Genomic DNA, 26,178 nt, shown 5'->3' on the forward strand with positions numbered 1-26,178 from the left:
TAATACACAAAATTTCAAGAAATCTTTGACAATTTTCTATCAACCATATATAATATGAATATATGCAGGTGTAAATAAGGAGGAATTTATCTTGGAAGAAAAAGGAATTTCGCGGGCAGTTATCAAAAGACTTCCTAGATATTATCGTTACCTGGGCGAATTGCTGGAGGACGGAGTAGAACGGATCTCTTCCGGTGAGCTGAGCGAGCGGATGAAAGTGACAGCTTCCCAGATTCGCCAGGATTTAAATAATTTCGGCGGCTTCGGCCAGCAGGGGTATGGTTATAACGTGCGGTATCTGTACAGCGAGATTGGAAAAATTTTAGGTCTGGACAGAGTCCACAATATGATTTTTGTCGGAGCCGGAAATCTGGGACAGGCGCTTGCTAATTATGCGGCCTTTGAAAGAAGCGGATTCAAAACGGTCGGTATTTTTGACGTCAACCCGGTATTAAAAGGAATCTCCGTGCGCGGAATTGAAATCCGCATGGCGGACGAGCTTCCGGAATTTATCAAGGAACACCATGTAGAGATTGCGGCTTTGACACTGCCAAAAGCAAAAGCGGTAGAGATGGCAGAGATTCTCGTGGACAACGGTGTAAAAGCAATCTGGAATTTTGCACATACCGATCTAAACTTAAAACTTCCGAAAGATGTGATCGTCGAGAACGTCCATCTTTCCGAAAGTCTGATGCGTCTCTCCTACAATCTGACCAGATATGAGGCGGAGCATCCAAAGAACAATTAAGAAACCAAAACAAAAGCAGGAGAGTCTTCGGGAAACCGGAGACTTTTTCTGTTCACTTTCCGGATAAGGCAGGAAAAGGAGGAAAAGCGATGAAACGGATTCTTACAGCAGCACAGATGAAGCAGGCAGACCGCAATACGATCGAAACCATGGGGGTACCGTCCCTGGTACTGATGGAGCGCGCAGCGCTGTCCTGCGTGGAGGAGCTTCAAAATGGAACATGGGATACAGGAAAAGTCCTTGCTGTGTGCGGTCCCGGAAATAATGGAGGGGACGGTGCGGCAATTGCACGGATTTTAAAGACGAAAGGGGTGGATGCGGAACTGTTCTGTCTTGGAAATCCGGAAAAATACAGTGAAGGCATGAGAGCACAGAAGAAAATTGCGGAAAATTATGGGGTCCGTGAGGTTAAGAATCCGGATTTCCGGGAATATACTGTTATCATAGATGCCATCTTTGGAATTGGCGTATCCCGTCCGCTGGCAGGGGAGTACCGGAGGGCAGTGGAAGCAATCTGCGCAAGCGGTGTTCCTGTTCTTGCCGTGGACATCCCTTCGGGGATCCACACGGATACCGGAGAGGTCCTTGATGCGGCGGTGAAAGCCAGAGCCACGGTGACATTTGCCTGTGCAAAGCCAGGGCTTCTCTTTGATCCCGGAAAACGATATGCCGGAGAGGTCCTGGTCCGTGATATCGGAATCGGCTTTGATGCAGGAGAAGAGGAGACGCCCTGGTACGGTTCAGTGGAAAAAGAAGATCTGGACCGGTTTCTTACCCGCACGCCGATGGGAAATAAGGGAACCTTCGGAAAGGTGCTGGTACTTGCCGGTTCCGGTGCCATGTGCGGAGCCGCTGTTTTGTGTGCCAGGGCAGTCCTTGCATCCGGTGCCGGCATGGTAAAGGTTGTGACAGAGGAAAGAAACCGTACGCCGCTTTTCTGTGCCCTGCCGGAAGCAATGGCGGATTTCTGGAAGGAGGATGAGCCGCTTCCGGAAGAAGCCCTGCTGCAGGATCTCGCCTGGGCGGACGCTGTTGTTGCGGGACCGGGACTTTCCAAAAGCCGGACGGCAAAAGAACTGCTCGTTTTTACGGTGCAGCACACAGAAGTTCCTCTTGTTCTGGATGCAGATGCGCTGAACCTGATTGCAGAAGATGCAGAGATTCTTTCGGGCTGCCGGGCAGAAAAAATTTTAACGCCTCATGTAGGAGAGCTTGCACGGCTGCTGCACATGACCATTGCAGAATGCCAGCGTGACCCGGCAGGAAGCGCCGGAAGGGCAGCCGAAAAATACCAGGCCTGCTGTGTACGAAAGGATTCCGTAACCGTGACAGCAGAGGAAGGGCGTGAGCAGTATTACATAAACACAAGCGGAAGCAGTGCGCTTGCGACGGCGGGAAGCGGCGATGTGCTCGCGGGAATCACAGGCGCCTTTGCAGCAAAACGTCAGTGTGAAAAAAACGAGAAAAAAATCAGCCTTGCCAAAACAGCGGCACTGGCGGCATATGCGCATGGAAAGGCGGGAGAGGCTGCGGAAGAAAAAAGCAGTGCTTCCTATGTAACAGCATCCGAGATTATCAGAGGATTGCAGTCAATCTGAGCAAAGCAGATCAGAATCACGGGTTCCCAAAAGGACTCCGGGCGGACTTTTTTGAAGCGCCGGATGAAATTTGTGAATACCTCCGGAAAAACAGGCAATATTAAATACATGGAAACGATTTTAAAAGGCGTAAAACGCCGGATCGTTATCGTATGGGAAAGCAAAACGGAAAGAATCGGAGAGTGAGCACAAGTGGTAATCAAGCGTGGCGATGTATATTATGCCGACCTGCGGCCCGTTGTGGGAAGTGAGCAGGGCGGTGTCCGTCCGGTGCTGATCATTCAGAATGACATCGGCAACCGGCACAGTCCGACGGTGATCTGTGCGGCGATTACATCGAGGATGAATAAGGCGAAGCTGCCGACGCACATTGAGATCGAAGCGTCCGCCTATGGGATTGTACGGGATTCTGTTATTTTACTGGAACAGCTTCGGACGATCGATAAGAGAAGGCTGAAAGATAAAATCTGTCATCTGACGCCGGAACAGCTGGCCCTTGTGAACGAAGCACTGAAAATCAGCCTAGATCTGCCTACATAAGGGGTATTTTTGGCGCGGTTCACGGTTGACGAATGAGAAAGATCGTGCTATATTCTATATTATATGGGCTTCTGCCGTTTTTCGGGGAAACCTTTTTACAGAAAAGTAATACTTTAAATAAAGGAGACAAAAGAGGTATGTCAGGACATTCAAAATTTGCCAATATTAAGCATAAGAAAGAAAAAAACGACGCAAAAAAAGGTAAAATCTTTACCATCATCGGCCGTGAGATCGTAATCGCTGTCAAAGAGGGCGGACCGGATCCGGCAAACAACAGCAAGCTGCGTGACGTTATCGCAAAAGCAAAAGCAAACAACATGCCGAACGATACCATCGACCGCGGTATTAAAAAAGCTGCCGGAGATGCAAACGCAGACAACTACGAGCGTATCACCTACGAAGGTTATGGCCCGAATGGTATCGCGATCATCGTAGAGACTCTGACCGACAACAAGAACCGTACCGCAGCAAACGTAAGAAGCGCTTTCACCAAAGGAAACGGAAGCGTTGGAACACCGGGATGCGTATCCTACATGTTCGACAAAAAAGGCCAGATCATCATCGACAAAGAAGAGTGCGAAATGGATGCTGACGATCTGATGATGCTTGCTCTGGATGCAGGCGCAGAAGACTTCGCAGACGAAGAGGACAGCTACGAAATCATCACCGATCCGGATGACTTCTCCGCAGTACGTGAGGCTCTGGAGAAAGACGGTATCGCCATGGCAGAGGCAGACGTTACCATGATCCCACAGACCTACGTAGAGCTGACCGATCCGCAGGCATTAAAAGACCTGAACCGTACCCTGGATCTGCTGGATGACGACGACGACGTACAGTACGTATATACCAACCTGGACGAGTAATTTCACTGGAAATTACATAGAATCATAAGAATCTGCGCATACTGATGAAGCTATTTTGGAATAGCAGAAAAGAGGAAATCCGTATGGCAGAATCACAGAAAAACCAGACAGAAAAAGAAAATATTGTAGAACTGAAGACCAACATTTATCTGCTGTCCATCATCGGCGAGGTGGAGGGGCATGAATCACTCGGCGAGCGCACGAAAGCGACGCGCTATGAGCACATTCTCCCTGCTCTTGCCCGTGCCGAGGAGGACAAAAGTATTGATGGTCTTCTGATTCTCCTGAATACCGTAGGCGGAGATGTGGAGGCCGGTCTTGCAATTGCAGAGATGATTGCGTCCATGCGAAAGCCTGCGGTATCGCTCGTTTTAGGGGGTGGTCATTCGATCGGTGTCCCGCTCGCCGTTGCAGCAGACTATTCGCTGATCGTGCCGAGTGCCACCATGGTCATTCACCCGGTGCGTACAAACGGCATGTTCATCGGTGTTGCACAGACGTACCGTAATATGGAAAAGACGCAGGATCGGATCACAGGTTTTGTATCGGCCCATTCTAAAATCACCAAGGAACGGCTCGAGGAGCTGATGCTCGATACGAAAATGCTGGTCAAGGATGTCGGAACAATGCTGGACGGCCCGCAGGCAGTGGAAGAAGGCCTGATCGACGAGGTCGGCGGCATTGCCCGCGCGCTCGAAAAGCTGAATGAGCTGATGAAAAAGGCAGCAGGGACAGAAAATTGACTTCACGGCGCGGCTTGTGTTTCAGGGGATTTTGTGTTAGAATGAGTTCGCTGTGAAAATTCGAACGGAAGTTTTGTCCGGACTTTCACAAAAGAGAAAAATAAGGGAACAGGATAAAAAAATGACAGTAATAGAAGCTTTATTTCTGGGCCTGATCCAGGGAATCACGGAATTCCTGCCGATCAGCAGCTCCGCACATCTGATTATCTTCCGTCACTTTATGAAGATCGAAGATACGCAGACGGTGTTTTTCAATGTGCTTTTGCACTTTGGCTCCATGATTGCAATTCTGCTCACATTTTCGAAGGAATGGAAACGTCTCTTCCTCGCGCTGTGCGGAATCATAATCGATCTGTTTCATAATTTAAAGGAACACTTTTCCAGTCAGCATCAGGAGAGAAAGCAGTACCGGAAGGTACTCGGCAGCAACTACCGTATGCTTGCTTTCCTGCTGATTCTGACCACCATCCCGACTGCTGTAATCGGCGGCATGATTCAGAGCCTTGTCACACTGACCTCCTCGAATCTGCTGGCACCTGGCGTTGGTCTGTATCTGACGGCGATTCTGCTTGTGGTGGCAGATATGCTTCCGGAGGGAGAAAAAACGCAGAAAAATTTGAAGCCGAAAGATGCACTGATTGCCGGATTCTTCCAAGGCTTTTCCACGATTCCGGGTCTTTCCCGTCTTGGTTCGACTATTTCTGCGTGTGTGATCGGCGGCATGACCCGTTCGTACGCTGTGAAATACTCTCTGATTGTGAGTGTTCCGGCGATTATCGGGGCAACGATCGTTGAAATTGCGACCATGGGAAAAAATAAAATTGTTTTTCATCCGGTATATCTGGTCGGCGTTTTCATGGCGGCACTTGCCGGTTACTTTACGATCCGCATTCTGATGCGTGTGGTGAAAAAACGGAAACTGAAATATTTTGCTTTGTACTGTCTTCTTGTCGGGACATTCTCCATTGCAGGATATTTTCTGCTGTAATACGAGAAAGGGGAGAAGTTCTGCATGGCAAATACAACAAAGGGAAGCGGGAAGACAAAGAAAAAAACTTCTGATTCCGGAACAGCAAAAAAGAAACAGACCCAAACAACGGCCAGAAAAACAACGGCGAAAAAGAGCAGTACCGCAAAACGTACCTCCGGCACAAGGAAAAACACAGTCCGTGAGCCGATGGACGAGGGAGTGCGCGCAGAAATTATTCTGCTTTCCGTGCTTGCTGTTTCGATTCTGCTGATGCTCAGTAATTTCGGTATGGGCGGCGTGATCGGACAGGCTGTCTGCGACTTCTTTTTCGGCCTTTTCGGCGTGACAGAGTGGGCAGCACCGGTTCTGATCTTCTTTGGAACAGCATTTTACATAGCAAACAGACAGAACTTTTTAATTGTGCGGAAAACTGGGGGAGCGATCAGCTGTTTCGTCTTTTTCTGCGCTTTTATGCAGCTTCTGGCGTCCGGCTATACGAGAGATACGACATTTCTGGATTACTATTTTGACAGCGCCTACGATCATCTCGGCGGAGGAATCTTAGGAGGGTCTGTCGTGAAAATTCTCGGCATGGGATTCGGCCAGATCGGCGCGTGGGTGATTATTGTGATCGCCATCGTGATTTCCGTGATCGTGATGACGCAGAAGCCGATTCTCGCGCCGATCCATGAAAAGACGAATGACCACCGCCGGATGGCGGAGGAGCGCCGCCAGGAGCGTCTGGCGCGCCAAGCTGCGATGGAGGAAGAGGAAGGAAAAGAGCTGATTCTTGAGCCAGTGGAGGAACCGAAAAAAGCCGGGAAGAAAAAGAAATCCCGCCTTCTTTCTCATGTGGAATCGAGGCTGATTTAAACGAAAACGACGATACCCATCAGATGGAGATGCCGGAGCTTTCGATTCACCGTGGTTCTGTGCCGGCTGAAGAGTCGGAAAAGACAGGACCGGAGATGACACGGCAAGCTGCAGAAGAGGCGAAAAAAGAGAAAACGTCTGCGGATCATACGAGAAATCCGCGGTCTTCCTGTGAAGAGATCGAGGCGGATATAGACGGCATTCGTCAGGAAATCGGGAAAAAAGCAGAGGAAAAGCGGCCGGAGTACAAAACACCGCCGATGAATCTTCTGAAAAAAGGGATGCGCGGTGCCATGGGCGATTCCGATGCGCATTTGCGGGAAGTAGCGCGGAAACTGGAGGAGACGCTGGACAGCTTCGGTGTCAAAGTTACAGTCAATAACGTAAGCTGCGGACCGACCGTCACACGGTATGAGCTGATGCCGGAACAGGGCGTGAAAGTAAGCCGGATTGTCGGATTGACCGACGATATCAAGCTGAGTCTTGCAGCAGCAGATGTCCGCATTGAGGCACCGATCCCGGGAAAATCCGCAGTCGGAATCGAGGTTCCAAATAAGACGAACACGGCCGTGATGCTGCGTGATCTTCTTGAAACACCGGAGTTTAAGAACTTTTCTTCGAATCTGGCCTTTGCTGTCGGAAAAGACATCGCCGGTCAGCCGGTCATCGCAGATATCGCGAAAATGCCTCATCTTCTGATCGCCGGTGCGACCGGTTCCGGTAAATCGGTCTGCATCAACACACTGATTATGAGTATTATTTATAAGGCAAAACCGGAAGACGTCAAACTGATCATGATCGACCCGAGGTCGTTGAGCTTTCTGTTTATAACGGCATTCCGCACCTTTTTATTCCTGTTGTCACAGACCCGAAAAAGGCTTCCGGAGCTCTGAACTGGGCGGTTGCGGAGATGACAGACCGTTATAACAAATTTGCGGAATTCAACGTGCGCGATATGAAAGGCTACAATGCAAAAGTTGCCGAGCTGCCGCCGGATGAAAACGGCAAAAAACCGGAAAAACTGCCGCAGATCGTCATTATCGTGGATGAGCTTGCCGACCTGATGATGGTTGCGCCGGGAGAAGTGGAGGATGCGATCTGCCGTCTGGCACAGCTTGCCCGTGCGGCCGGCATCCATCTGATTATTGCAACACAGAGACCTTCCGTCAATGTCATCACTGGTCTTATCAAGGCAAATATGCCGTCCCGTATTGCATTCTCGGTTTCTTCCAGCGTAGATTCCCGTACGATCCTCGACATGGGAGGTGCGGAAAAACTGCTTGGAAAAGGCGATATGCTCTACAAGCCGCAGGATTACCAGAAACCGGCCCGTCTGCAGGGATCCTTTGTTTCGGATAAAGAGGTCAGTGATGTCGTTGCCTACTTAAAAGATCACTACGGCGAGAACGCTTATGATCCGGATATCGAAAAACGGATTCACACCGTAAGCCTGGATGGCGGTTCTGCCGCAGGCGGCGGAGATAACCGCGATAATTACTTCGTGGAAGCCGGAAAATTTATCATCGAAAAAGATAAGGCATCGATCGGCATGCTCCAGAGAGTGCTGAAAATCGGTTTCAACCGCGCGGCCAGAATCATGGACCAGCTCGCGGATGCCGGTGTCGTAGGACCGGAGGAAGGAACCAAGCCGAGAAAAGTTCTGATGTCCATGGAACAGTTCGAAAATTATCTGGAGGAACACGGATGATGGGAAAAGATGTTGTCCGTTGTTTACAAATAACCGGAAACGTGATAAAGTATTAACATAAAATGCGCGAAAATCCAAGTCGTGCTTTTGTTAAAATATTTCTAACAAGATTAGGAGGATATTATGTACAAGATTCAAGAAGCGGAAATGCTCGCGAATAATATCTACCGTATGGTAGTAGAAGCACCGCGAGTAGCACAGCACTGCCTCCCTGGACAGTTTGTTATTGTCAAGGCAGATGAAGAAGGAGAAAGAATTCCTCTGACCATTTGTGATTACGATAGAGAAGCAGGAACTATCACCATCGTATTCATGCCGATCGGAGAATCTACCAAAAAAATGAAAGATCTCAAAGCGGGAGATGCTTTCATGGATTTCGTAGGACCTCTGGGGCAGCCGTCCGAGTTCTGCAGCGAAGATATCGAAGAACTGAAGAAAAAACGGATCGTATTCGTAGCCGGCGGTGTTGGAACTGCACCGGTTTACCCGCAGTTAAAATGGCTGCATGAGCATGGAATCACTGCTGACGCCATTGTCGGAGCAAAGACAAAAGATCTCGTTATTCTCGAGAAAGAAATGTCTGCTGTCAGCAATCTGTACATAACCACAGACGATGGTTCTTACGTAAGAAAAGGTATGGGTACCGATGTACTCCGCGACCTTGTACAGAACCAGGGCAAACAGTATGATGTCTGTGTTGCCATCGGACCGATGATCATGATGAAATTCGTATGTCTTCTGACAAAAGAACTGAACATCCCGACCGTTGTAAGCATGAACCCGATCATGGTAGACGGAACCGGTATGTGCGGTGCCTGTCGTCTAATGGTAGGCAATGAAGTAAAATTTGCCTGCGTAGACGGACCGGAGTTTGACGGTCATCTGGTAGACTTCGACCTGGCTATGAAACGTCAGCAGATGTATAAGACAGAAGAGGGAAGAGCTCTCTTAAGATACCAGGAAGGCGCAACCCATCACGGTGGATGCGGCCAGTGCGGAGGTGACAAATAATGGCAAAGGGATTAAACAGAGTACCGGTACGTGAGCAGGAGCCGAAGGTACGTGCCACAAATTTTGACGAGGTATGTCTTGGATACAACAAAGACGAAGCAGTAGAAGAAGCACAGCGCTGCCTGGGCTGTAAAAATGCAAAATGTATCACAGGATGCCCGGTTAATATCAACATTCCGGCATTCATTGCACAGGTAAAAGAGGGAAACTTCGAGGAAGCATACAAAATTATCGGTGAGTCCAGTGCACTCCCGGCAGTCTGCGGCCGTGTATGTCCGCAGGAGAGCCAGTGCGAGGGCAAATGTGTCCGCGGAATCAAAGGCGACGCTGTTTCCATCGGCAAACTGGAGCGTTTCGTTGCTGACTGGGCAAAAGAAAACGGTATCAAACCGGTTCCGGCAGCAGAGAAAAACGGCCACAAGATCGCGGTTATCGGTTCCGGCCCTGCAGGTCTTACCTGCGCAGGAGACCTTGCAAAACTTGGCTACGATGTAACCATCTTCGAGGCACTTCACAAAGCCGGCGGTGTATTAAGTTACGGTATTCCGGAGTTCCGTCTTCCGAAAGACAAAGTAGTTGCCGCTGAAATCGAGAACGTAAAATCTCTCGGTGTTAAAATTGAGACCAACGTTATCATCGGAAAATCCGTTACCATCGACGAGCTGTTAAAAGACGAAGGATTTGAAGCAGTCTTCATCGGTTCCGGTGCAGGCCTTCCGATGTTCATGGGAATCCCGGGTGAGAACGCAAACGGCGTATTCTCCGCAAACGAGTTCCTGACCAGAAACAACCTGATGAAAGCATTCCGCGATGATTACGATACCCCGATCGCACACGGCAAGAAAGTTGCTGTAGTCGGCGGCGGCAACGTAGCTATGGACGCTGCAAGAACCGCACTTCGTCTCGGCGCAGAGGTACACGTTATTTACCGTCGTTCTGAGGCAGAGCTTCCGGCCCGTGCAGAGGAAGTTCATCATGCAAAAGAGGAAGGTATCATCTTCGACCTTCTGACCAACCCGGTAGAAATTCTGACCGACGACAAAGACTGGGTAACCGGTATCCGCTGCATCCGTATGGAACTTGGCGAGCCGGACGCTTCCGGAAGAAGAAGACCGGTTGAGATTCCAGGATCTGAGTTCGAAATTGAAGTAGACGAAGTTATCATGTCTCTTGGTACTTCCCCGAACCCGCTGATTTCTTCCACCACCTACGGTCTGGATGTCAACAGAAGAAAATGTATCGTAGCTGAGGAAGAAACCGGAAAGACCAGCAAAGAGGGCGTTTACGCCGGCGGTGACGCTGTAACAGGTGCAGCAACCGTTATCCTTGCTATGGGTGCCGGAAAAGCCGGAGCTAAAGGAATTGATGAGTATATCAAAAGCAAAAATGCATAAGGCATTGCTTTTCTAAACTAAAAGCCATATAGACGCGGACAAGAAGTGATCTATATGGCTTTTGGTGTTTTTGACAGATATCCGAAAGGGTTTTAAGATTACAGAATGAAAATTACAGTATTGACAGTAGGAAAAATCAAAGAAAAATATCTGCGGGATGCGATTGCCGAGTATTCGAAGCGCCTCAGCCGCTATGCAAAGCTGGAAATTATCGAGGTGGCGGATGAAAAGACACCGGACAACGCGAGTGAAACCGTAGAGACAAATATCAAAAACAAAGAAGCAGAGCGCCTTCTCAAATATATCCGGGATGACGCTTATCTGATTACATTGGAAATTAAGGGAAAACAGCTCACATCCGAGGAGCTGGCCCAGAAAATAGATACGCTCGGCGTGCAGGGAACGAGCCATATTATTTTTGTGATCGGTGGTTCCTTAGGGCTTGGCGAGGAAGTTCTGAAGCGTTCGAACTATGCGCTCAGTTTTTCGAAAATGACATTTCCGCATCAGTTGATGCGGGTTATTCTGCTGGAACAGATTTACCGGAGCTACCGCATTAACTGCGGGGAGCCATATCATAAATAGCTGCGAATAAGAGAGGTGTGATTGCGATGCGTGAAATGCGTTTAAAAAAGCGGGAGATTACAGATCCTGAAATTTTAAGAGAAATTCTGGAAAGCTGCGAGGTTGTGCGGATCGGGGCGATGGATGAGGAAGGCATGTTTATCGTGCCGATGAATTATGGATATGATGTCCGGGAAGAAGATGGAACTCTTCACGTCTGTCTGTACCTGCATGGGGCAAAAGAAGGGCGGAAGGCGGCTGCATTTGCAGCGGATCCGCGCGTGGCGGTGGAGATGGATTACAACCATGAAGTGATTACAGGTGACTATACGTGTGCGTATTCCTATGCGTACCGCAGTATCATGGGAAACGGAACCATCACGGAGGTGACAGATCCGGAGGTAAAGAAGAAAGGCCTGGAAAAAATCATGGCGCATATCGCACCGGAGGCGAAGATCGCTTTTCTGCCGGAGATGGTGGAGCGCGTTGCCGTATGGCGCATAGACATCGATATATTTACCGGCAAAGAGCGCAGACGAAAATAGAGTGTTCGAAGCTCCGCAGGCTGCAGACGGAAAAAGACAGCAGAAAGGACAGCAGAAATGATTAAAATTGATCTGATTACAGGCTTCCTTGGCTCAGGGAAGACGACTTTTTTGAAACAGTACGCAAAGTATCTGATGGCACAGGGAAAGAACATCGGCATCCTGGAGAATGATTTTGGGGCAGTCAATGTGGATATGCTGCTTCTGCAGGAACTGCGCGGCGATCAGTGCGAGCTGGAGATGATTTCCGGCGGATGCGACAAAGAGACACACCGCAGACGATTCCGCACGAAACTGATCTCGATGGGCATGAGCGGCTACGACCGCATTCTCGTGGAACCGTCGGGGATTTACGATGTGGATGAGTTCTTTGACACGCTGTATGACGAGCCGCTGAACCGCTGGTATGAGGCGGGAAGCGTCATCACGATTCTGGATGCCGGGCTCGATGAGAAGCTGTCGGAGGAAGAAGAGTATCTGCTGGCTTCCGAGGCGGCGAACGCTGGTAAAATCGTGCTGAGCAAAGTACAGAATGTTTCGGAGGAAAAGAAAGAAGAAACGATTGCCCATCTGAACCGCACGCTCGAGCAGGCAGGCTGCAGAAGACAGTTTTCTGATGCAGAAATTTTACAGAAAAACTGGGATGATCTGACAGAGGATGATTTCAAAATGCTCTCCGAATGCAATTACCGTTCGGAGGATTACCGGAAGCTGGATTTCGGCGAGCAGCAGACATTTGATTCGCTCTGCTTTCTGGAGCCGAAGATTACGGAAGAAGCGCTGAAAAAGGCAGCAGAAGCAATCTTTGCGGATTCATCATGCGGCAATGTATTCCGGATCAAAGGAATTGTAAAGACGGGCGAAACTGTGTGGAGCGAAATCAATGCGACGCGGGAACAGATGACATTCCAGGCAGTGCCGGAGAGCCAGGAAGTGCTGATTGTAATCGGCGCGGGGCTTTCGAAAGAGCGGATTAGTGGAATTCTCGGAATTAAGTAAAAAATGGAGCATGACGGAAAGGGGTATTTTCCATCATGCTCCTGCTGGTTTGGCTAAATAGCAGTTACTGTAAAATGCGCTGCCGTTCTGACAGTGTGGGGAACGGAATGATTTTGGAATCCCGTGCATCATCCGGTGTACAAAGAGCAGTCAACGGTTGCGGCTGATTTTCCATGGTCTGGAAGGAGAGAATGCCATCTTTCCATAAAACGACATCATCCGGTGAATGGACGGCAAAATAGCGGTGCAGCACATCGAAAAGAGAGGATGGAACTGCCGCAAGATCGTGCTCGGGATCGCTGGAATATAGAAAGATCCGGCTTCCCGGAAAACGACGGGAATGGATACCGGCAGAGGGAGCGGTAAAATCCGGGTTTTCGGTAAAATATAAGGATCTTTCTGCGGGTCCGGAAAACGGAATAGACAGCGTTGTGGAAACAACTGGCGCTTCTTCTGCAAGGGCTGGCTGCTTCTGAAATTTGCACAGGAATGGGATATTTTGAAAAAATGTATATTTCTTTCTCATAAGACTCACCTTTCAGCCGGAAAAGATCTGGCATTTGGCAGGGTGGATGTTATCGTTTACTTTAATTTTATCTTATCAGAAGTGCAGAAATAACAGGGTTAAACATTTGTAAAAAGCGTGTAAAACATCTTAAAGAGAAAGAAAAGAGAGGGGAAATCATATGGAACAGGAAGTAATGCAGGCCATTCGGGCAGAACTGGAAAGCAATATAGATGCAAAATACCGGGAATTTCACAGCTCTCTTGTTCCGGGACAGAACTGTCGGATTCTTGGTGTCCGCATTCCGGTTTCGCGACGGATTGCAAAAGCGACAGCAAGAGACCATTATGAAGTTTATACCGAACAGTTTAATCCGGAAGTCTACGAGGAGCTTCTGATCCGCGGAATGATGATCGGCTACGGAAAGCTGACCCGTGAAGAACAGACGGCAGAACTGGACCGCTTCGTGCCGATGATCAACAGCTGGGGAATCTGTGACAGCTCCTGTGCAACGTGCCATTTTATGAAGAAAGACCAGGAGTATTGGTATGGATATCTGCAGAAATGGCTGAAAAGCAGCCGGGAATATGAAATCCGGTTTGGTGTTGTGTGTCTGCTGGACTTTTTTATCAACGAAGCGTATATCGATGCTGTGCTGGAGGAGATGAAAAAGATTCATCACGATGGCTATTACGTAAAAATGGCCGTCGCCTGGGCAGTATCGATCTGTTATATTCATTTTCCGGAAAAAACACAGAAACTGCTGAAAGAAAACAGTCTCGATGACTGGACACATAACAAAACAATTCAGAAAATCAGAGAGTCGCTGCGGATCAGCAAAGAAGAAAAAGAGATGCTGAAAACCTGGAAGAGATAAAAAGAAAACCGTATCGCCGCGTTTTGAATATCGCAGCAATACGGTTTTCTTTCTCTTTTTTGAACTTATTCGTCCCATCCCTCAAAAAGCCGGATGTTGACGGCAATATTTCTTGCAATTTCACCTTCGCTTTTCCCGAGATCTGCCACATCCGATACCGGCGGAAAATCAGGTTCTTCTTCCGTCAGTTCCAGAGAGATCCAGTCATAGGCGGAGTGAATGGCATCTTCCAGCGCCTCGTCGAGGGTATCCCCTTTTGCATAGCAGCAGGCGAGATCTGGAAAATAACCTTCGTAGGTTCCCTGTTCGGTTTTATGAAAAACGGCTGGATAAGTAAATTTCATAGTGTTTCTTCCTTCTTCCTTTTCTTTTTCACGGAAATTCTTTTTTATCGTAGCACTTTTTCTCAAAAGATACAATGCCTAAAATACAATTGATCGTATTTGTAATCTATGCTAGAATGAAAAACAGATAATTGGAAAATACAAATGAAACCAAGGGAGGATTTCTCTTTGATAAAAGTAATTTTGTGGGACATCGACGGAACACTTCTGAATTTTAAGATGTCGGAACGATATGCAATTGAGTACTGTTTCAACAAGTTTCATATGGGAACCTGCACGGACGAAATGCTGCAGCGCTACAGCGTGATCAACCGCGGTTACTGGGAGCGGCTGGAGACGGGAGAGCTTACGAGAGAACAGGTGATGCTTGGACGATTCCATGAATTTTTTGAATCGGAAGGACTGCCGACGGATCAGGTAAAGGTATTCAATGATGAATATCAGATCCGCCTCGGCGATAAGGCTTTCTTCTGCGATCACGGAGATGAACTGGTAAAACGGCTGAAAGCTACCGTAAAACAGTATGCAGTAACAAATGGAACCACTGTTGCACAGGAGCGTAAACTCCGCTTTTCCGGGCTTGATCAGCTTCTGGACGGCGTTTTTATCTCGGAACAGGTCGGTGTGGACAAGCCGCAGAAGGCTTTTTTTGATGCGGTATGGAACGAAATCGGAAGTTATGCACCGGATGAGGTTGTGATCGTCGGCGACTCCCTCACAAGTGATATCCGCGGCGGAAAAAATGCAGGAATCCTGACCTGCTGGTACAACCCGGATCATCTTCCGAACAAAATTGAAGTTACACCGGACTGTACCATCGACAATCTTCAGGATATCCTTTCGTATCTGGATGAAAGCAGGTGATTTGCTAATGAGAACACGCGTATTACAGGAAAAAAATTACGCGGAGCGGATGCAGAATGGTGTGGAGCCGTACCTCGCCGCTCATGCAGAAGAATTTTACTGGGAAAGGGAGAGCGGTCATCCGATTCATGTTCTTCGTTACCGCGCATTCCGCCCGAGAGGTGTTGTTGTAATCTCACACGGTTTTACGGAAAATGCAGAGAAATATAAAGAGATCGTGTATTATTTTATCAAAGAGCATTTTCATGTTTATCTGCCGGAACACTGCGGCCACGGAAAGAGCTACCGTCTGGTGGATGATCCGTCGCTTGTTTATGTCGATTCCTACCATCGTTATGTAGAAGATCTGCTCTTTGTTGCACGAAAAGCAAAAGCAGAGGCATGCGGTCTTCCGCTCGTTCTCTATTCTCACTCGATGGGCGGCGGAATCGCAGCAGCAGCGGCCGCCAAAGCGCCGCATCTGTTCCGGAAAGTGGTCTTGAGTTCGCCGATGATCCGTCCGCTGACCGGAAAAGTGCCGTTCGCCGATGCAAAACGGATCGCAGCTTTTGCCTGTGCCACAGAACGAGGCACACAGTATGTGGTAGGACAGAAACCATACCAGGGAATCGAAAGCTTTAAACAAAGTTCGTCCCTCTCCCGTCCGCGCTTTCTCTATTACCAGCAGAAGCGGGAAAAAGAGCCGCTGTATCACCTAAATGCCGCTTCTTACGGATGGCTCCATGCCGCCGCACATCTGTACCGCGATCTGATGCGGAGCGGATGGAAACGGATCGAGGCTCCTGTCCTTTTATTTCAGGCGGAGAACGATCATCTTGTGTCCAACCGTGCCCAGGAGCGGATGATCCGGAAAATGGCAGAACGCCGTCCCGGCATGGCAAAAATGGTAAAAGTACCGGGCGCAAAGCATGAATTGTTTGGAACCAGAGGGCGCATGCTCCAGACGTACTGGAATATGGTATTTGCTTTTTTGGAAAAAGATCTGTAACAAAAGAGAAGGGATGACAAAATGACACAGACAGAAATCGAAGAATATATTACCCAGTTTCCTATCTATCAGTATGCATTTGTAAAACCGGAGGACATCGAATTCAATGACCGGGTCCGCCAGATCTGCAAAAAGGAGTGCTCCCGCTACGGAGCCTCCTGGTCCTGCCCGCCGGCGGTCGGCACTGTTGAAGTCTGTAAGGAGCGTTGCATGAACTACGATCACGTTCTGTTCTTCTCCAGCATCGCAGAAGTGGACAACATCATGGATATGGATGAGACATTAAAAACAAAATCGGAGCACGAAAAAATCACACGCGAAATCGAGCAGCATTTAAAAGACAAAACCCTGCTCACCTTCGCCCTTTCCTCCGATTCCTGCCAGCTCTGTGATAAATGTACCTACCCGAGAGGCGGCTGCCGCCATCTTGAACTGATGCATCCATGCATCGAGAGCCACGGCATCGTTGTTGCAAACCTGATTGAAAAAAACATGATGGATTATTACCTCGGCGAGCATATGGTCATATGGTTCAGCATGATTTTCTATAAAGAATCGTAATCTGTGATGTAATTTTCCATTCTTTCAAACGTATTTACAGTAGAGGATTTCGCTGTAAGAAATTCAGAAAATACACAAGAGGGGGAATGAAATATGCTGAGAAAGGCAGGAAATTTTCTCAGGTATCTGTTCGGTATTCTGATGATACTGGCGGGAGCCGGTTACTGGAAAGAGGAGAAGGCATATGCATTGTCACTGCTGCTGCTTGGAATCTTTTTGCTTCCGGTTACCTGGAATACGATAAAGAAACGGTTTCATGTGGCGAAAGCACTTCCTGTGCTGCTTCCTGTGTTGCTGCTGGTTTCCGCCTGTGCGCTGACACCTGTGACGTACAGCAGTAAGGAAACACAGAAGGCATCTGCAGAGTCTGTTTCCGTCAGCGTTACGGCAGCGCCGACGAAAAAAGCGACGCCGACCCCGACTGAAACATCAACACCAACGCCGACAGCAACACCGACCGAAACACCAACGCCGACTGCTACCCCAACTCCAACGGCTGACCCGACCGAGACGCCGACACCTGAGCCAACCATAGAAGCTGCGGCGGAAGAAACCGTTGAAACGCAGGCAGCGGAAGAAACGCAGCCGGCAGTGACTGCTGAAGAACCACAGGTAACGGAGCTCCGCAGGAATCGGATCCGTATGGAGGACAGCTCGTGTGGATTTCAGAGACCGGATCGAAGTACCATAACAAAAATAACTGCGGCAGAATGAATCCGGATCGGGCATATCAGATGACGAGAGAAAATGCAGAAGCCCAGGGGTATGAACCCTGCAAAAAATGTTTTTAAAAAGAGAAATGAAACCCCGCAGCCTGATCGGGCAGGAAACCCCAGCGGCTGTGGGGTATTTTTGTGCTTTTTTCTGCATAAAATAGCGATAGAACAAAAAGCAGACCCGCAAAGCGGAGGAGGTTTTGGATGCGAAAAAAGAAAAAGCAGAAAAAATTGCTCCATCCGCCGGGCGGGGAGCTGCTTTCGGCGATGCAGGTTCCGTCAGATCTTGCTTTTGGCGAGCCGGTTGTGACGTTTTACGGCGGGAGAGAAGTGCAGATTGAAAATTTCCGCAGGATTCTGGAATATAATGCGTGCCGCCTCTGTGTGCTTACACAATATGGCAGGCTGCTCCTTGTGGGAGAGGGAATCCGGATTGTTTCGTATTCCGGGGAGGAGATGCGGGTGGAAGGGAGAATCGATCAGGCGACGTTTCAATAAGTGTAATGATTCCAATCATTCCAATGCTGAAAAGGGGGTGTGCGTTTGCAGAGGGGAAAGGTTTTCTGGAAAGGCAGTGTGCGGATTCGTGTGACGGGCCGTGAACCGGAGCGTTTTTTCAATCTGTGCGGGCACCATAACATCACACTGTGGGACGTGACAGAACATCAGGGCTGCTTTGAGATGAGCCTTCTGCCGGAAGATTTTTTCCGCCTCCTGCCGATCCGCCGCAAGAGCGGTGTGCGCATCCGAATACAGAAAAAACAGGGACTGCCTTTCTTTTACCGGCGAAGTTTAAAAAGAAAGGCATTTTTTATTGGTATTTTTCTCTGCCTGGCGGGACTTTACACGCTGTCGCAGTTCATCTGGAATATTCATGTGGAAGGAAATTACGCGAACAGTACGCAGACGATCTTAAACAGCCTTGACGCGGCCGGGATTCATCATGGAAGCTGGAAAAAACGTGTGGACTGCAGCCAGACCGCATCGTATTTGCGGGAGCAGTTTCCGAATCTGACCTGGGTGTCCGCAAAAATAGAAGGGACGCAGCTTGTCCTTGCGGTAAAAGAAAACGTAGACGGCTATGTGATCGAAGAAAAAGCAGATGATCCGCAGAATCTTGTGGCGAAAAAAGAAGGGACGGTCGTGCGTATTATCACACGGAACGGCATTCCGCAGGTGCTCCCCGGTGATACATGTCAAGCGGGAGACATTCTTGTAAAGGGCGAGATTCCGCTTGTGAATGACAGTGGGGAAACGTATGATTATTCTTATGTTCACGCAGACGCGGATATTGACCTTGAGACGACGTGGTACTATTATGATACCTTTCCGCTTTCCCATACGGTACGGACATATCAGAAAGCAGAGAAAAAAACGCCGGTATTTCAGATTTCTGCTTACCGATTTTTCCTTGGAAATCTGCTGCCGGAGAATTTTGTGGAGAGTTTGCGGAGCATGACCGGAACGGCGGATCAGAAAACAGAGAAAAGGGAAAATGGAGCAGACGAGGAAGTGTCCCTTCAGCAGCTTTATCTGACAGAAAACTTTGCCCTTCCGTTTTATTTCGGCTACCGTCAGAAATTTCCTTTTGAAGTTCAGAAAGAAACCTACTCAGAACACGAGGCAAAAGAAAAAGCCTCGCAGAATTATCAGAAATTCCACAGAAATTTATCAGAAAAAGGACTTCAAATATCGGAGAATCATGTTACAATAGAACTTAACGATACGTCATGTATCACAAAAGGGACACTTCGCGTGATAGAACGGGCCGTAGAAGCACAGCCCTGCGAAATGCAGAAGATGTCGGATGGAAAGGAAACAATGGTAGATGAACAGCAATAACAACATGATAGAACTGCAGATGGAACTGCCCATCGAACATGAAAAGAAAGTATTCGGCCAGTTTGATGAACACATCAAAATCCTGGAGAGATCCCTGGCGGTTACGCTGATCTCCCGGGACGGCGTTTTAAAAATTGTGGGCCCGGCATCGAATGCAGCGCGCGCAAAGGAATGTCTGACACAGCTTCTGGAGCTCTCACGCCGCGGAAATGATATCAACACACAGAACGTCAATTATGCAATCTCACTTGTTATGGAGGACAGCGGAAGCAGCCTTGCTGAAATCGACAGTGACTGCATCTGCCACACGGTCGCAGGCCGTCCGGTCAAACCGAAAACACTCGGTCAGAAAGCGTACGTGGATGCGATTCGGGAAAAGATGGTCGTCTTCGGCGTCGGCCCTGCCGGAACCGGAAAAACATACCTTGCAATGGCGATGGCGATCACCGCGTTCCGAAACGATGAAGTAGGCCGTATTATCCTGACGCGTCCGGCGATTGAGGCGGGTGAAAAACTCGGTTTCCTGCCTGGCGACCTGCAGAGTAAAATTGACCCGTATCTGCGGCCGCTCTACGACGCGCTGTATCAGATCATGGGAGCAGAGAGCTTCCAGAAAAACATGGAAAAAGGCCTGATTGAGGTTGCGCCGCTCGCGTACATGCGAGGCCGTACGCTCGACAATGCGTTTATTATCCTTGATGAGGCACAGAATACGACACCGGCGCAGATGAAGATGTTCCTGACCCGTATCGGTTTCGGTTCCAAAGTCATTGTAACCGGAGATGCCTCTCAGAAGGACCTTCCTTCCGGTACACGCTCCGGCCTTGATGTGGCAATGCAGGTACTGAAAAAAGTAGACGGAATTTCCTTCTGCGAGCTGACGAGCAAGGACGTTGTCCGTCATCCGCTGGTGCAGAAGATTGTACAGGCTTACGATGAATATGAAAAGAAAGCAAAGCCGGAAAATCACAGCGGCAGAGCAAAAAGTACGACGAGAAAACGGAGGGAAAATAAATGACACTGACGTTTGAAAATGAACAGGATTTTGACCTTGGATTTGATCCGGAAGAGGTTGCAGCAGCGGTAATCAATGGTGTGCTGGATCAGGAAGCGTGCCCGTATGAGGCAGAAGTAGAACTGATTCTGACCGATCCGGAAAATATCCGCACCATGAACCGGGAACACAGAAACATTGACCGGGAGACAGACGTGCTTTCTTTCCCGATGGTAGATTATCCTTCTCCGGCTTCGTTCGATTTTCTGGAGACGGAAGAGGGAGATGACTGTTTTAACCCGGACAGCGGTGAGCTGATGCTGGGTGATATCGTAATTTCTGTTGCGCGCGCAAGAGCGCAGGCGGAGGAATACGGTCATTCTTTAAGACGCGAATTTGCTTTTCTTGTTGCACACAGTATGCTGCATCTTCTGGGTTATGATCATATGACACCGGAGGAAGCAGCCGTGATGGAGGCAAAGCAGGAAGAGGTGCTGCAGCGTCTCGGTATCACAAGAGACTGATTGAAAGCAGAAAAGGAGGGGTCTTTATCAAAAAGAGAGGGTTTTACACATTGGGGATTGCTCTGCTGGGAAGCATGATGCTGTTCGGATGCCGGAAAATTGGGGAAACGGCACCGGAAACTGCATCGGCAGGAACTTCTTATGTCTCAGAAGAGACAGCAGGGGAAAGCAAGACAGAAACGAAAGCTACGGAACCACCGGTCCCGACCGAAGATCCGGCACCGGAGCCGCTGGTTCCGGAAGCGATTGAGCCGACACCCGCGGAGGATGCGCTGCCGGAAGGTATGGTGAAAAGTTATCTGACAGGAGAACCTGTCGCCGAAGTACAGGGAAGAAGGCGCCCGGTGGCGGTTATGCTGAGCAATATCATCAGCGCCTGCCCGCAGAGCGGTATCAGCCGTGCGGGAGTGATCTATGAAGCGCCGGTCGAAGGCGGCATTACGCGCCTGATGGGGCTGTTTGAAAACTATGATGATCTCGAAAAGATCGGATCGGTGCGGAGCTGCCGTGAATATTATGTGTATCTGGCGGCTGGTTTTGATGCCCTGTATTATCATTACGGACAGGCGGCGTATGCGATTCCGCTGCTCGAATCGGATCACATAGACAATGTGAATGGCATGGAGTATTCGGAACAGGTGTATTACCGGACGTCGGATCGTCCGTCGCCGCACAATGCGTATTTGGATGCGGCCGGGATTGCAGCGGGAATCGATCTCTGCGGCTACCGGACATCTTACAAAGACGGTTATGACGGATTTTTCCAGTTTGCATCCGAGACAGAACCGGAAACGCTGGAACAGGGACGAAATGCCGCCTATGTGGCACCGGGCGGATATTTCCACAACAATCCGTGGTTTTCGTACGATGAGGCGAGCGGCACGTATTTGCGTTATCAGTTCGGGGAACCGCAGATCGATGAGATGACACAGGAACAGCTTGCGGTGAAGAACATTATCGTGCAGTACTGTTCCTGGAAAAAGTATGATGACAATGCGGAATATCTCGATATCGATGTGGTAAACGGCGGAACGGGAACGTATATCACAAGCGGAAAGGCCATCGACGTGACATGGAGCAAGGATGATCCGTGGGGCGTCACAAAATACCGGGATGGGAATGGCGATGAGATTAAGTTGAATCCTGGAAAAACATGGGTTCTGATTGTACTGGATAATTATACAGACGAGACTGAAATCCGGTGATTGAAAACCGGATTTCAGATTTTTCGCGGATCTGCTGGACAGATACCGTGTTTTGCGGTAAGATAAAGAGAAAATTCCGGTAATTTAAAGGAGCGAAATACAGAAAATGGAAATTAATATACAGAGAATTAACGAACTTGCCCGCAAGGCGAAAGCAGAGGGCTGACGCCGGCGGAGAAAGAAGAGCAGCAGAAGCTGCGGAGAGAATATATTGCAGCCGTGAAAATGAACCTCCGTACCCAGCTCGACAATATTGATATGCAGGAGAAAGACGGAACAATCGTAAATCTGGGGGAGCGCTATGGAAGCAAAAGGAAACATTAGAAAAGAAGTTTTTGCCCGAAGAAGAGCAGCCACACAGGAAGAAATTCAGGAAAAGAGCCGTATGATTTATGAAAAAATCACGGCTCTGCCGGAGTTTCTGGATGCGGACTGCTTTTTTGCGTATATGGACTTCAAAAAAGAAGTCATGACACGGGATCTGATCGAGAAGGCCCTGCAAATGGGAAAGACGGTCGCTGTGCCGCGCGTGGAAGACGATGATATGGTTTATTATGAGATCAAAGATTTCTCCACGCTGAAATCCGGCTATTTTGGCATTATGGAGCCGGACGGCGGAAAGGTCTGCACGCGGGAAGAGGGCTTTCTGCTGGTACCCGGTGTGGCCTTTGATCCGGCGCGCCACAGAGTCGGATATGGAAAAGGATTTTATGACCGCTTTCTTGCCGCACATCCAGGGTTTACAACGGTTGCAGCGGCGTTTGAGTTTCAGCTGTTTGATGCGGTGCCGTTTGAAGAGACGGATGTTCTGCCGCAGATGCTGGTGACAGAGCAGAAGATTTACCGTTAGCAGCCAATCACGATAAGACAACACGAGGAGGAGACGAATATGATAAGTCTGGAAGAAATCGGAACAAGAGCCCGTGGGGCGGAACCTGTGCTTCGCATCATGGGGACAGAGACGAAAAACCGTGTGCTGAAAAAAGCAGCGGAAAATCTTGTGGCGGATGCCGATGCGATTATCGCGGCAAATGCGCTGGATATGGAGCATGGAAGAGAAAAAGGAATGTCCAAAGGTCTTCTGGATCGGCTGTTTCTGGATCAGAGTCGCATCGAGGCGATGGCGGAAGGTCTCTGTCAGGTATCCGAGCTGGACGATCCGATCGGGGAAGTTCTCGGTATGAAAAAACGGCCGAACGGTCTTCTGATCGGGCAGAAACGTGTTCCGCTTGGTGTTGTCGGAATCATCTATGAAGCACGTCCGAATGTAACAGCGGATGCGTTTGCACTCTGCTTTAAGACGGGAAATGTCGTGATTTTGAAGGGCGGAAGTGATGCGATCCACTCAAATATGGCGATTGTTGCCTCACTGCGGAAAACACTGAAGGAGGAGCAGGTGCCGGAGGATGCGCTGCTTCTGATCGAAGATACTTCACGTGAGACAACGGCACAGTTTATGAAGATGAACCGCTATGTCGATGTTCTGATTCCGCGCGGCGGTGCCGGACTGATCCGCGCTGTCGTGGAAAACAGCACGATTCCTGTCATTGAGACGGGAACCGGAAACTGTCATATCTACGTGGATGAAACAGCCGATCTTTCCATGGCAGTGGATATTATTCTGAATGCAAAGACACAGCGTGTCGGCGTCTGCAATGCGTGTGAATCCATCGTAGTGCATGAAAACGTGCGTGAAAAACTGCTGCCGGTTCTCGCAGAACGATTGAAAGAGAAACAGGTGGAGATGCGCGCAGACGAGAAGGCAAGAGAATACATGCCGGGAGCAGAAGCAGCGACAGAAGAGGACTGGGGAAAAGAGTATCTCGACTATATCGTATCCATTAAAACGGTTTCCTCTATCGACGAAGCGATCGCGCACATCAACCGCTACAACACAAAACACTCCGAGGCGATCATCACCAACGACTACACCCACGCCCAGAAATTCCTGGACGAAATCGACGCAGCGGTGGTCTACGTCAACGCCTCCACCCGCTTCACCGACGGCTTCGAATTCGGCTACGGCGCCGAAATCGGAATCAGCACCCAAAAACTCCACGCCAGAGGCCCGATGGGACTGCTGGCGCTGACCTCGATTAAATTTGTGGTATATGGGAATGGACAGGTACGGTCATAGAAAGGAGACAAAAACATAATGACAGCAATGAGAGAAGAAGCATTTGAATTATTGGAAAAAATGCCAGAAGATAAACTAGTGTTTATTATTCAGATTATGCAGGGTGTAAACAGTCTTTATAATAGCGGTGCTGTTGAATCGAAAAAAGATGCTTTTTTACGAATGGAGCAAATAAGAAAAAAAGGAAATGTTCAGGATGACGATGCTGAATTGGCATCTTATAGAGAGGAAAAATAAATGCGTGCATTGCCGCACACTCTGTTTCTAATATGTTTTTTATTTTAAGAAAGACATATGACGTAAAAGAAAGAAGAGAACTTCTCCTTAGCTTATTTGAAATTTTTGATGTAGAAGGAATTGATTCAGAAAAACTAATGAAAGGTCTGAAAAATGAAACATTTTCAGATTTTGAAGACTGTTTGCAGATGGAATGTGCCGAATCATTTTGCGCACAATATATTGTTACAAGAAATACAGCAGATTATGTGACTTCAAACATACCTGCGGTTACTCCGACGGAATATTTGGAATCGGAACGGTAGCAGCTGCTTTTACGATGGGAAAAGGTATTGTGCTGATGGGAAAACTGCTGGATAAAAAGTTTGCGTTTGTCTCCGTTTTATCACCGGAAAGACCGTAAAATGCAGGGCTGATATTTGATCGTAAAAAATTAGAAAAAATGTAAATACCTCTTGAAACCAAGGGGATTTTACTATATAATGAGCAGGACAAAAACAACTGCAGAGTAAGTTCATATGCGTAAAGTGCTCCCGGGATAGAGAGTAGCCAGGGAGACGAAAAGAGAAAATCTTGCGGTATATGAATTGCATCTCGCTGCAACAGAAGATAGAGACAAGAGATTATCTCCTATTGTAGTCAGATATCTGTAAAGGAGGTAATTTTTTTATGCAGAAAAATGCAAATGAAACAGCAAAAGAAACAAAAAACATGTTTCTGCAGTCAGCAAAAGAGCTGAAAGCAGTCACAACCCTCGCAGCCTGTGCCATGTTCGCAGCGCTGGCGATGATTCTGAACCAGGTAGCATCGATTGATATCGGACCTTATGTCCGCATCGGATTTTCCGGAATCCCGAACCGCCTTGTCGATTACCTGTTCGGACCAGTGACAGGATGTCTTTTCTCCGGCATTCTTGATGTCGTAAAATACTTCCTGAAACCGAGCGGCCCGTTCTTCTTCGGATTCACCTTTAATGCGATGCTGGCATCTTTTATGTATGGATGCTTCTACTATCGCAAAAAACTGACCATCAAACGTGTGCTTGCAGCCAAGTTCATCGTTATGCTGACTGTCAACGTACTGCTGAACACCCTGTGGATCAGCATGCTGTATGGAAAAGGAATCATGGTGCTTCTTCCGGCACGTGCCTTAAAGAACCTGATTATGTGGCCGATCGATTCCATCATTTTCTACAGCCTGACGAAGTTGATCGAGCAGACCGGCGTCTTCCGCATGTTCCATGCAAGAACCGCTGCACAGGCACAGAGATAAAGAAAAATTCAGACACCATCAAAACGATACATTTACCAATCTGCAGAAAAGGTACTGTCCGCCAGAACAAAAAGGAAGCGGATGGGTTTTGTCGGAAAAGAAAAGCGAAAAAGAACTGCGGCAGGAACTTCCCCAAAAGGAAGCCTGCCGCAGTTCTTTTTGTATGAAAATCCCATCAGGCGGACAGCGATTTTACCGATATCCGTGATCTGACCAGTCATGGTTTTTGATCCGCTCGTAATCCTCCTCTGTAATCGGAAGAATCGTTCCATGCTTGTAGCCGTATGGGAACGAGAAGGAAGCATCAGAACGAACAAATTTTCCGGAAGCAAGGCTGTCTGCAACAAACGGCACATATCCCTGGCCGGCACCCGGAGCGCCGTCGTTGACAGCTTCCCAGTGGAAACCATCGCGCTGATGCCGAAATAAACCTGTTCGCCGTCCGGTGTTGTTTTTTCCCGAAAATGAACAAATAAATATGCCTGTGCCATAAAATAAAACTCCTTTATGCATATGTTTGGATGAAAAATTCAGATGTTCTGTTTTTCAGGCC

The 26,178-nt window shown here is 48.6% G+C and carries 32 protein-coding genes, 2 pseudogenes and 1 riboswitch; of the genes and pseudogenes, 31 read left to right on the forward strand and 3 right to left on the reverse strand.

What is annotated here, in order from left to right; translation table 11 throughout:
• Positions 1 to 91 precede the first annotated feature (91 nt).
• The 14 genes and pseudogenes from DXA55_RS00060 to DXA55_RS00120 all read left to right on the forward strand — a co-directional run bounded on the left by DXA55_RS00060 (position 92) and on the right by DXA55_RS00120 (position 12,559).
• Positions 92 to 748, forward strand: a complete 657-nt coding sequence (locus DXA55_RS00060; protein ID WP_022462574.1) for a redox-sensing transcriptional repressor Rex — start codon at positions 92 to 94, stop codon at positions 746 to 748.
• Positions 749 to 837: 89 nt separating this feature from the next.
• Positions 838 to 2,346, forward strand: coding sequence for a bifunctional ADP-dependent NAD(P)H-hydrate dehydratase/NAD(P)H-hydrate epimerase (locus tag DXA55_RS00065; protein WP_022462573.1), 1,509 nt, complete (start codon positions 838 to 840; stop codon positions 2,344 to 2,346).
• A gap of 63 nt (positions 2,347 to 2,409) precedes the next feature.
• Entirely contained in the window at positions 2,410 to 2,532 is a 123-nt protein-coding gene (locus DXA55_RS18015; protein WP_256372849.1) for a hypothetical protein, read from the forward strand.
• A gap of 6 nt (positions 2,533 to 2,538) precedes the next feature.
• Positions 2,539 to 2,886: a type II toxin-antitoxin system PemK/MazF family toxin gene (locus DXA55_RS00070; protein WP_022462572.1), complete on the forward strand. Its 348-nt coding sequence runs from the start codon at positions 2,539 to 2,541 to the stop codon at positions 2,884 to 2,886.
• Positions 2,887 to 3,023: 137 nt separating this feature from the next.
• Complete coding sequence (locus tag DXA55_RS00075; RefSeq protein ID WP_022462571.1) at positions 3,024 to 3,752, forward strand: YebC/PmpR family DNA-binding transcriptional regulator; 729 nt, start codon at positions 3,024 to 3,026, stop codon at positions 3,750 to 3,752.
• 83 nt (positions 3,753 to 3,835) lie between these two features.
• On the forward strand, positions 3,836 to 4,495 hold the full coding sequence (locus DXA55_RS00080; protein ID WP_022462570.1) for a ClpP family protease: 660 nt from the start codon (positions 3,836 to 3,838) through the stop codon (positions 4,493 to 4,495).
• Between the two features lie 121 nt (positions 4,496 to 4,616).
• On the forward strand, positions 4,617 to 5,483 hold the full coding sequence (locus tag DXA55_RS00085; RefSeq protein ID WP_022462569.1) for an undecaprenyl-diphosphate phosphatase: 867 nt from the start codon (positions 4,617 to 4,619) through the stop codon (positions 5,481 to 5,483).
• Between the two features lie 24 nt (positions 5,484 to 5,507).
• On the forward strand, positions 5,508 to 6,338 hold the full coding sequence (locus DXA55_RS18180) for a DNA translocase FtsK 4TM domain-containing protein (RefSeq protein WP_117812763.1): 831 nt from the start codon (positions 5,508 to 5,510) through the stop codon (positions 6,336 to 6,338).
• 245 nt (positions 6,339 to 6,583) lie between these two features.
• Positions 6,584 to 8,046: pseudogene (locus DXA55_RS19060) on the forward strand (DNA translocase FtsK); the annotation flags it as partial.
• A 123-nt stretch (positions 8,047 to 8,169) separates the two neighbouring features.
• Positions 8,170 to 9,057 carry a sulfide/dihydroorotate dehydrogenase-like FAD/NAD-binding protein gene (locus tag DXA55_RS00100; RefSeq protein ID WP_055217977.1) on the forward strand — a complete coding sequence of 296 codons (888 nt, stop codon included), beginning with the start codon at positions 8,170 to 8,172 and terminating at the stop codon, positions 9,055 to 9,057.
• Complete coding sequence (gene gltA / locus DXA55_RS00105) at positions 9,057 to 10,451, forward strand: NADPH-dependent glutamate synthase (RefSeq protein WP_022462566.1); 1,395 nt, start codon at positions 9,057 to 9,059, stop codon at positions 10,449 to 10,451. Before DXA55_RS00100 ends, gltA begins: the two co-directional genes overlap by 1 nt.
• Before the next feature lie 105 nt (positions 10,452 to 10,556).
• Positions 10,557 to 11,036 (forward strand): 23S rRNA (pseudouridine(1915)-N(3))-methyltransferase RlmH, encoded by a 480-nt coding sequence (rlmH, locus tag DXA55_RS00110; RefSeq protein ID WP_117508974.1) that lies wholly within the window; start codon positions 10,557 to 10,559, stop codon positions 11,034 to 11,036.
• 26 nt (positions 11,037 to 11,062) lie between these two features.
• A complete protein-coding gene (locus tag DXA55_RS00115; protein ID WP_117812764.1) occupies positions 11,063 to 11,560 on the forward strand; it encodes a pyridoxamine 5'-phosphate oxidase family protein in 498 nt (165 codons plus the stop codon).
• A gap of 57 nt (positions 11,561 to 11,617) precedes the next feature.
• Positions 11,618 to 12,559, forward strand: coding sequence for a GTP-binding protein (locus DXA55_RS00120; RefSeq protein ID WP_117812765.1), 942 nt, complete (start codon positions 11,618 to 11,620; stop codon positions 12,557 to 12,559).
• Between the two features lie 64 nt (positions 12,560 to 12,623).
• Here DXA55_RS00120 and DXA55_RS00125 read toward each other — a convergent pair whose 3' ends face one another.
• Entirely contained in the window at positions 12,624 to 13,085 is a 462-nt protein-coding gene (locus tag DXA55_RS00125; RefSeq protein WP_117812766.1) for a hypothetical protein, read from the reverse strand.
• A 160-nt stretch (positions 13,086 to 13,245) separates the two neighbouring features.
• Here DXA55_RS00125 and DXA55_RS00130 point away from each other — a divergent pair, with 160 nt between their 5' ends.
• Positions 13,246 to 13,941: a DNA alkylation repair protein gene (locus tag DXA55_RS00130; RefSeq protein WP_022462562.1), complete on the forward strand. Its 696-nt coding sequence runs from the start codon at positions 13,246 to 13,248 to the stop codon at positions 13,939 to 13,941.
• Between the two features lie 65 nt (positions 13,942 to 14,006).
• Here the strand turns inward: DXA55_RS00130 and DXA55_RS00135 are convergent, their stop codons facing one another.
• The gene (locus DXA55_RS00135) at positions 14,007 to 14,285 is read right to left on the reverse strand and encodes a type II toxin-antitoxin system HicB family antitoxin (protein ID WP_055228190.1); all 279 of its coding nucleotides are present in this window, start codon (positions 14,283 to 14,285) and stop codon (positions 14,007 to 14,009) included.
• A 168-nt stretch (positions 14,286 to 14,453) separates the two neighbouring features.
• On the opposite strand from DXA55_RS00135, the gene DXA55_RS00140 reads away from it, so the two are divergent.
• The 16 genes and pseudogenes from DXA55_RS00140 to DXA55_RS00210 all read left to right on the forward strand — a co-directional run bounded on the left by DXA55_RS00140 (position 14,454) and on the right by DXA55_RS00210 (position 25,625).
• On the forward strand, positions 14,454 to 15,149 hold the full coding sequence (locus DXA55_RS00140; protein ID WP_158564995.1) for a YjjG family noncanonical pyrimidine nucleotidase: 696 nt from the start codon (positions 14,454 to 14,456) through the stop codon (positions 15,147 to 15,149).
• A gap of 7 nt (positions 15,150 to 15,156) precedes the next feature.
• Entirely contained in the window at positions 15,157 to 16,137 is a 981-nt protein-coding gene (locus DXA55_RS00145) for an alpha/beta fold hydrolase (protein WP_055267855.1), read from the forward strand.
• Between the two features lie 21 nt (positions 16,138 to 16,158).
• Positions 16,159 to 16,698 carry a DUF2284 domain-containing protein gene (locus DXA55_RS00150; RefSeq protein ID WP_055217961.1) on the forward strand — a complete coding sequence of 180 codons (540 nt, stop codon included), beginning with the start codon at positions 16,159 to 16,161 and terminating at the stop codon, positions 16,696 to 16,698.
• Positions 16,699 to 16,791: 93 nt separating this feature from the next.
• Positions 16,792 to 17,412: a hypothetical protein gene (locus DXA55_RS17195; protein ID WP_199605728.1), complete on the forward strand. Its 621-nt coding sequence runs from the start codon at positions 16,792 to 16,794 to the stop codon at positions 17,410 to 17,412.
• A 206-nt stretch (positions 17,413 to 17,618) separates the two neighbouring features.
• Complete coding sequence (locus tag DXA55_RS00160; protein ID WP_117812768.1) at positions 17,619 to 17,912, forward strand: YabP/YqfC family sporulation protein; 294 nt, start codon at positions 17,619 to 17,621, stop codon at positions 17,910 to 17,912.
• A gap of 45 nt (positions 17,913 to 17,957) precedes the next feature.
• Positions 17,958 to 19,256 (forward strand): sporulation protein YqfD, encoded by a 1,299-nt coding sequence (locus tag DXA55_RS00165; RefSeq protein WP_055267859.1) that lies wholly within the window; start codon positions 17,958 to 17,960, stop codon positions 19,254 to 19,256.
• The gene (locus DXA55_RS00170; RefSeq protein WP_117508970.1) at positions 19,243 to 20,274 is read left to right on the forward strand and encodes a PhoH family protein; all 1,032 of its coding nucleotides are present in this window, start codon (positions 19,243 to 19,245) and stop codon (positions 20,272 to 20,274) included. Before DXA55_RS00165 ends, DXA55_RS00170 begins: the two co-directional genes overlap by 14 nt.
• A complete protein-coding gene (ybeY, locus tag DXA55_RS00175; protein WP_055228185.1) occupies positions 20,271 to 20,774 on the forward strand; it encodes an rRNA maturation RNase YbeY in 504 nt (167 codons plus the stop codon). Before DXA55_RS00170 ends, ybeY begins: the two co-directional genes overlap by 4 nt.
• A gap of 50 nt (positions 20,775 to 20,824) precedes the next feature.
• The gene (locus tag DXA55_RS00180) at positions 20,825 to 21,979 is read left to right on the forward strand and encodes a DUF3048 domain-containing protein (RefSeq protein ID WP_117812769.1); all 1,155 of its coding nucleotides are present in this window, start codon (positions 20,825 to 20,827) and stop codon (positions 21,977 to 21,979) included.
• A 106-nt stretch (positions 21,980 to 22,085) separates the two neighbouring features.
• Positions 22,086 to 22,303, forward strand: a pseudogene (locus DXA55_RS19065) (DUF896 domain-containing protein).
• A complete protein-coding gene (locus tag DXA55_RS00190; protein WP_117508969.1) occupies positions 22,281 to 22,829 on the forward strand; it encodes a 5-formyltetrahydrofolate cyclo-ligase in 549 nt (182 codons plus the stop codon). Before DXA55_RS19065 ends, DXA55_RS00190 begins: the two are co-directional and overlap by 23 nt.
• A gap of 42 nt (positions 22,830 to 22,871) precedes the next feature.
• A complete protein-coding gene (locus DXA55_RS00195; RefSeq protein ID WP_416388257.1) occupies positions 22,872 to 24,116 on the forward strand; it encodes a glutamate-5-semialdehyde dehydrogenase in 1,245 nt (414 codons plus the stop codon).
• Positions 24,117 to 24,134: 18 nt separating this feature from the next.
• Positions 24,135 to 24,353 (forward strand): UDP-N-acetylenolpyruvoylglucosamine reductase, encoded by a 219-nt coding sequence (locus DXA55_RS00200; RefSeq protein ID WP_117508967.1) that lies wholly within the window; start codon positions 24,135 to 24,137, stop codon positions 24,351 to 24,353.
• A 32-nt stretch (positions 24,354 to 24,385) separates the two neighbouring features.
• Positions 24,386 to 24,658 carry a PIN domain-containing protein gene (locus tag DXA55_RS19070; protein ID WP_118594420.1) on the forward strand — a complete coding sequence of 91 codons (273 nt, stop codon included), beginning with the start codon at positions 24,386 to 24,388 and terminating at the stop codon, positions 24,656 to 24,658.
• Positions 24,571 to 24,756 carry a DUF6198 family protein gene (locus DXA55_RS00205; protein WP_334294721.1) on the forward strand — a complete coding sequence of 62 codons (186 nt, stop codon included), beginning with the start codon at positions 24,571 to 24,573 and terminating at the stop codon, positions 24,754 to 24,756. The genes DXA55_RS19070 and DXA55_RS00205 overlap by 88 nt, the downstream gene beginning before the upstream one ends.
• Positions 24,757 to 24,855: 99 nt before the next feature.
• Positions 24,856 to 24,955, forward strand: a riboswitch (THF riboswitch).
• Between the two features lie 67 nt (positions 24,956 to 25,022).
• Entirely contained in the window at positions 25,023 to 25,625 is a 603-nt protein-coding gene (locus DXA55_RS00210) for a folate family ECF transporter S component (protein WP_022461732.1), read from the forward strand.
• A gap of 192 nt (positions 25,626 to 25,817) precedes the next feature.
• Here DXA55_RS00210 and DXA55_RS17200 read toward each other — a convergent pair whose 3' ends face one another.
• A complete protein-coding gene (locus tag DXA55_RS17200; RefSeq protein WP_242998321.1) occupies positions 25,818 to 25,979 on the reverse strand; it encodes a hypothetical protein in 162 nt (53 codons plus the stop codon).
• Between the last annotated feature and the right edge of the window lie 199 nt (positions 25,980 to 26,178).

Source organism: Blautia sp. OF03-13 (assembly GCF_003460685.1).
Taxonomy (GTDB): Bacteria; Bacillota; Clostridia; order Lachnospirales; family Lachnospiraceae; genus Fusicatenibacter; species Fusicatenibacter saccharivorans.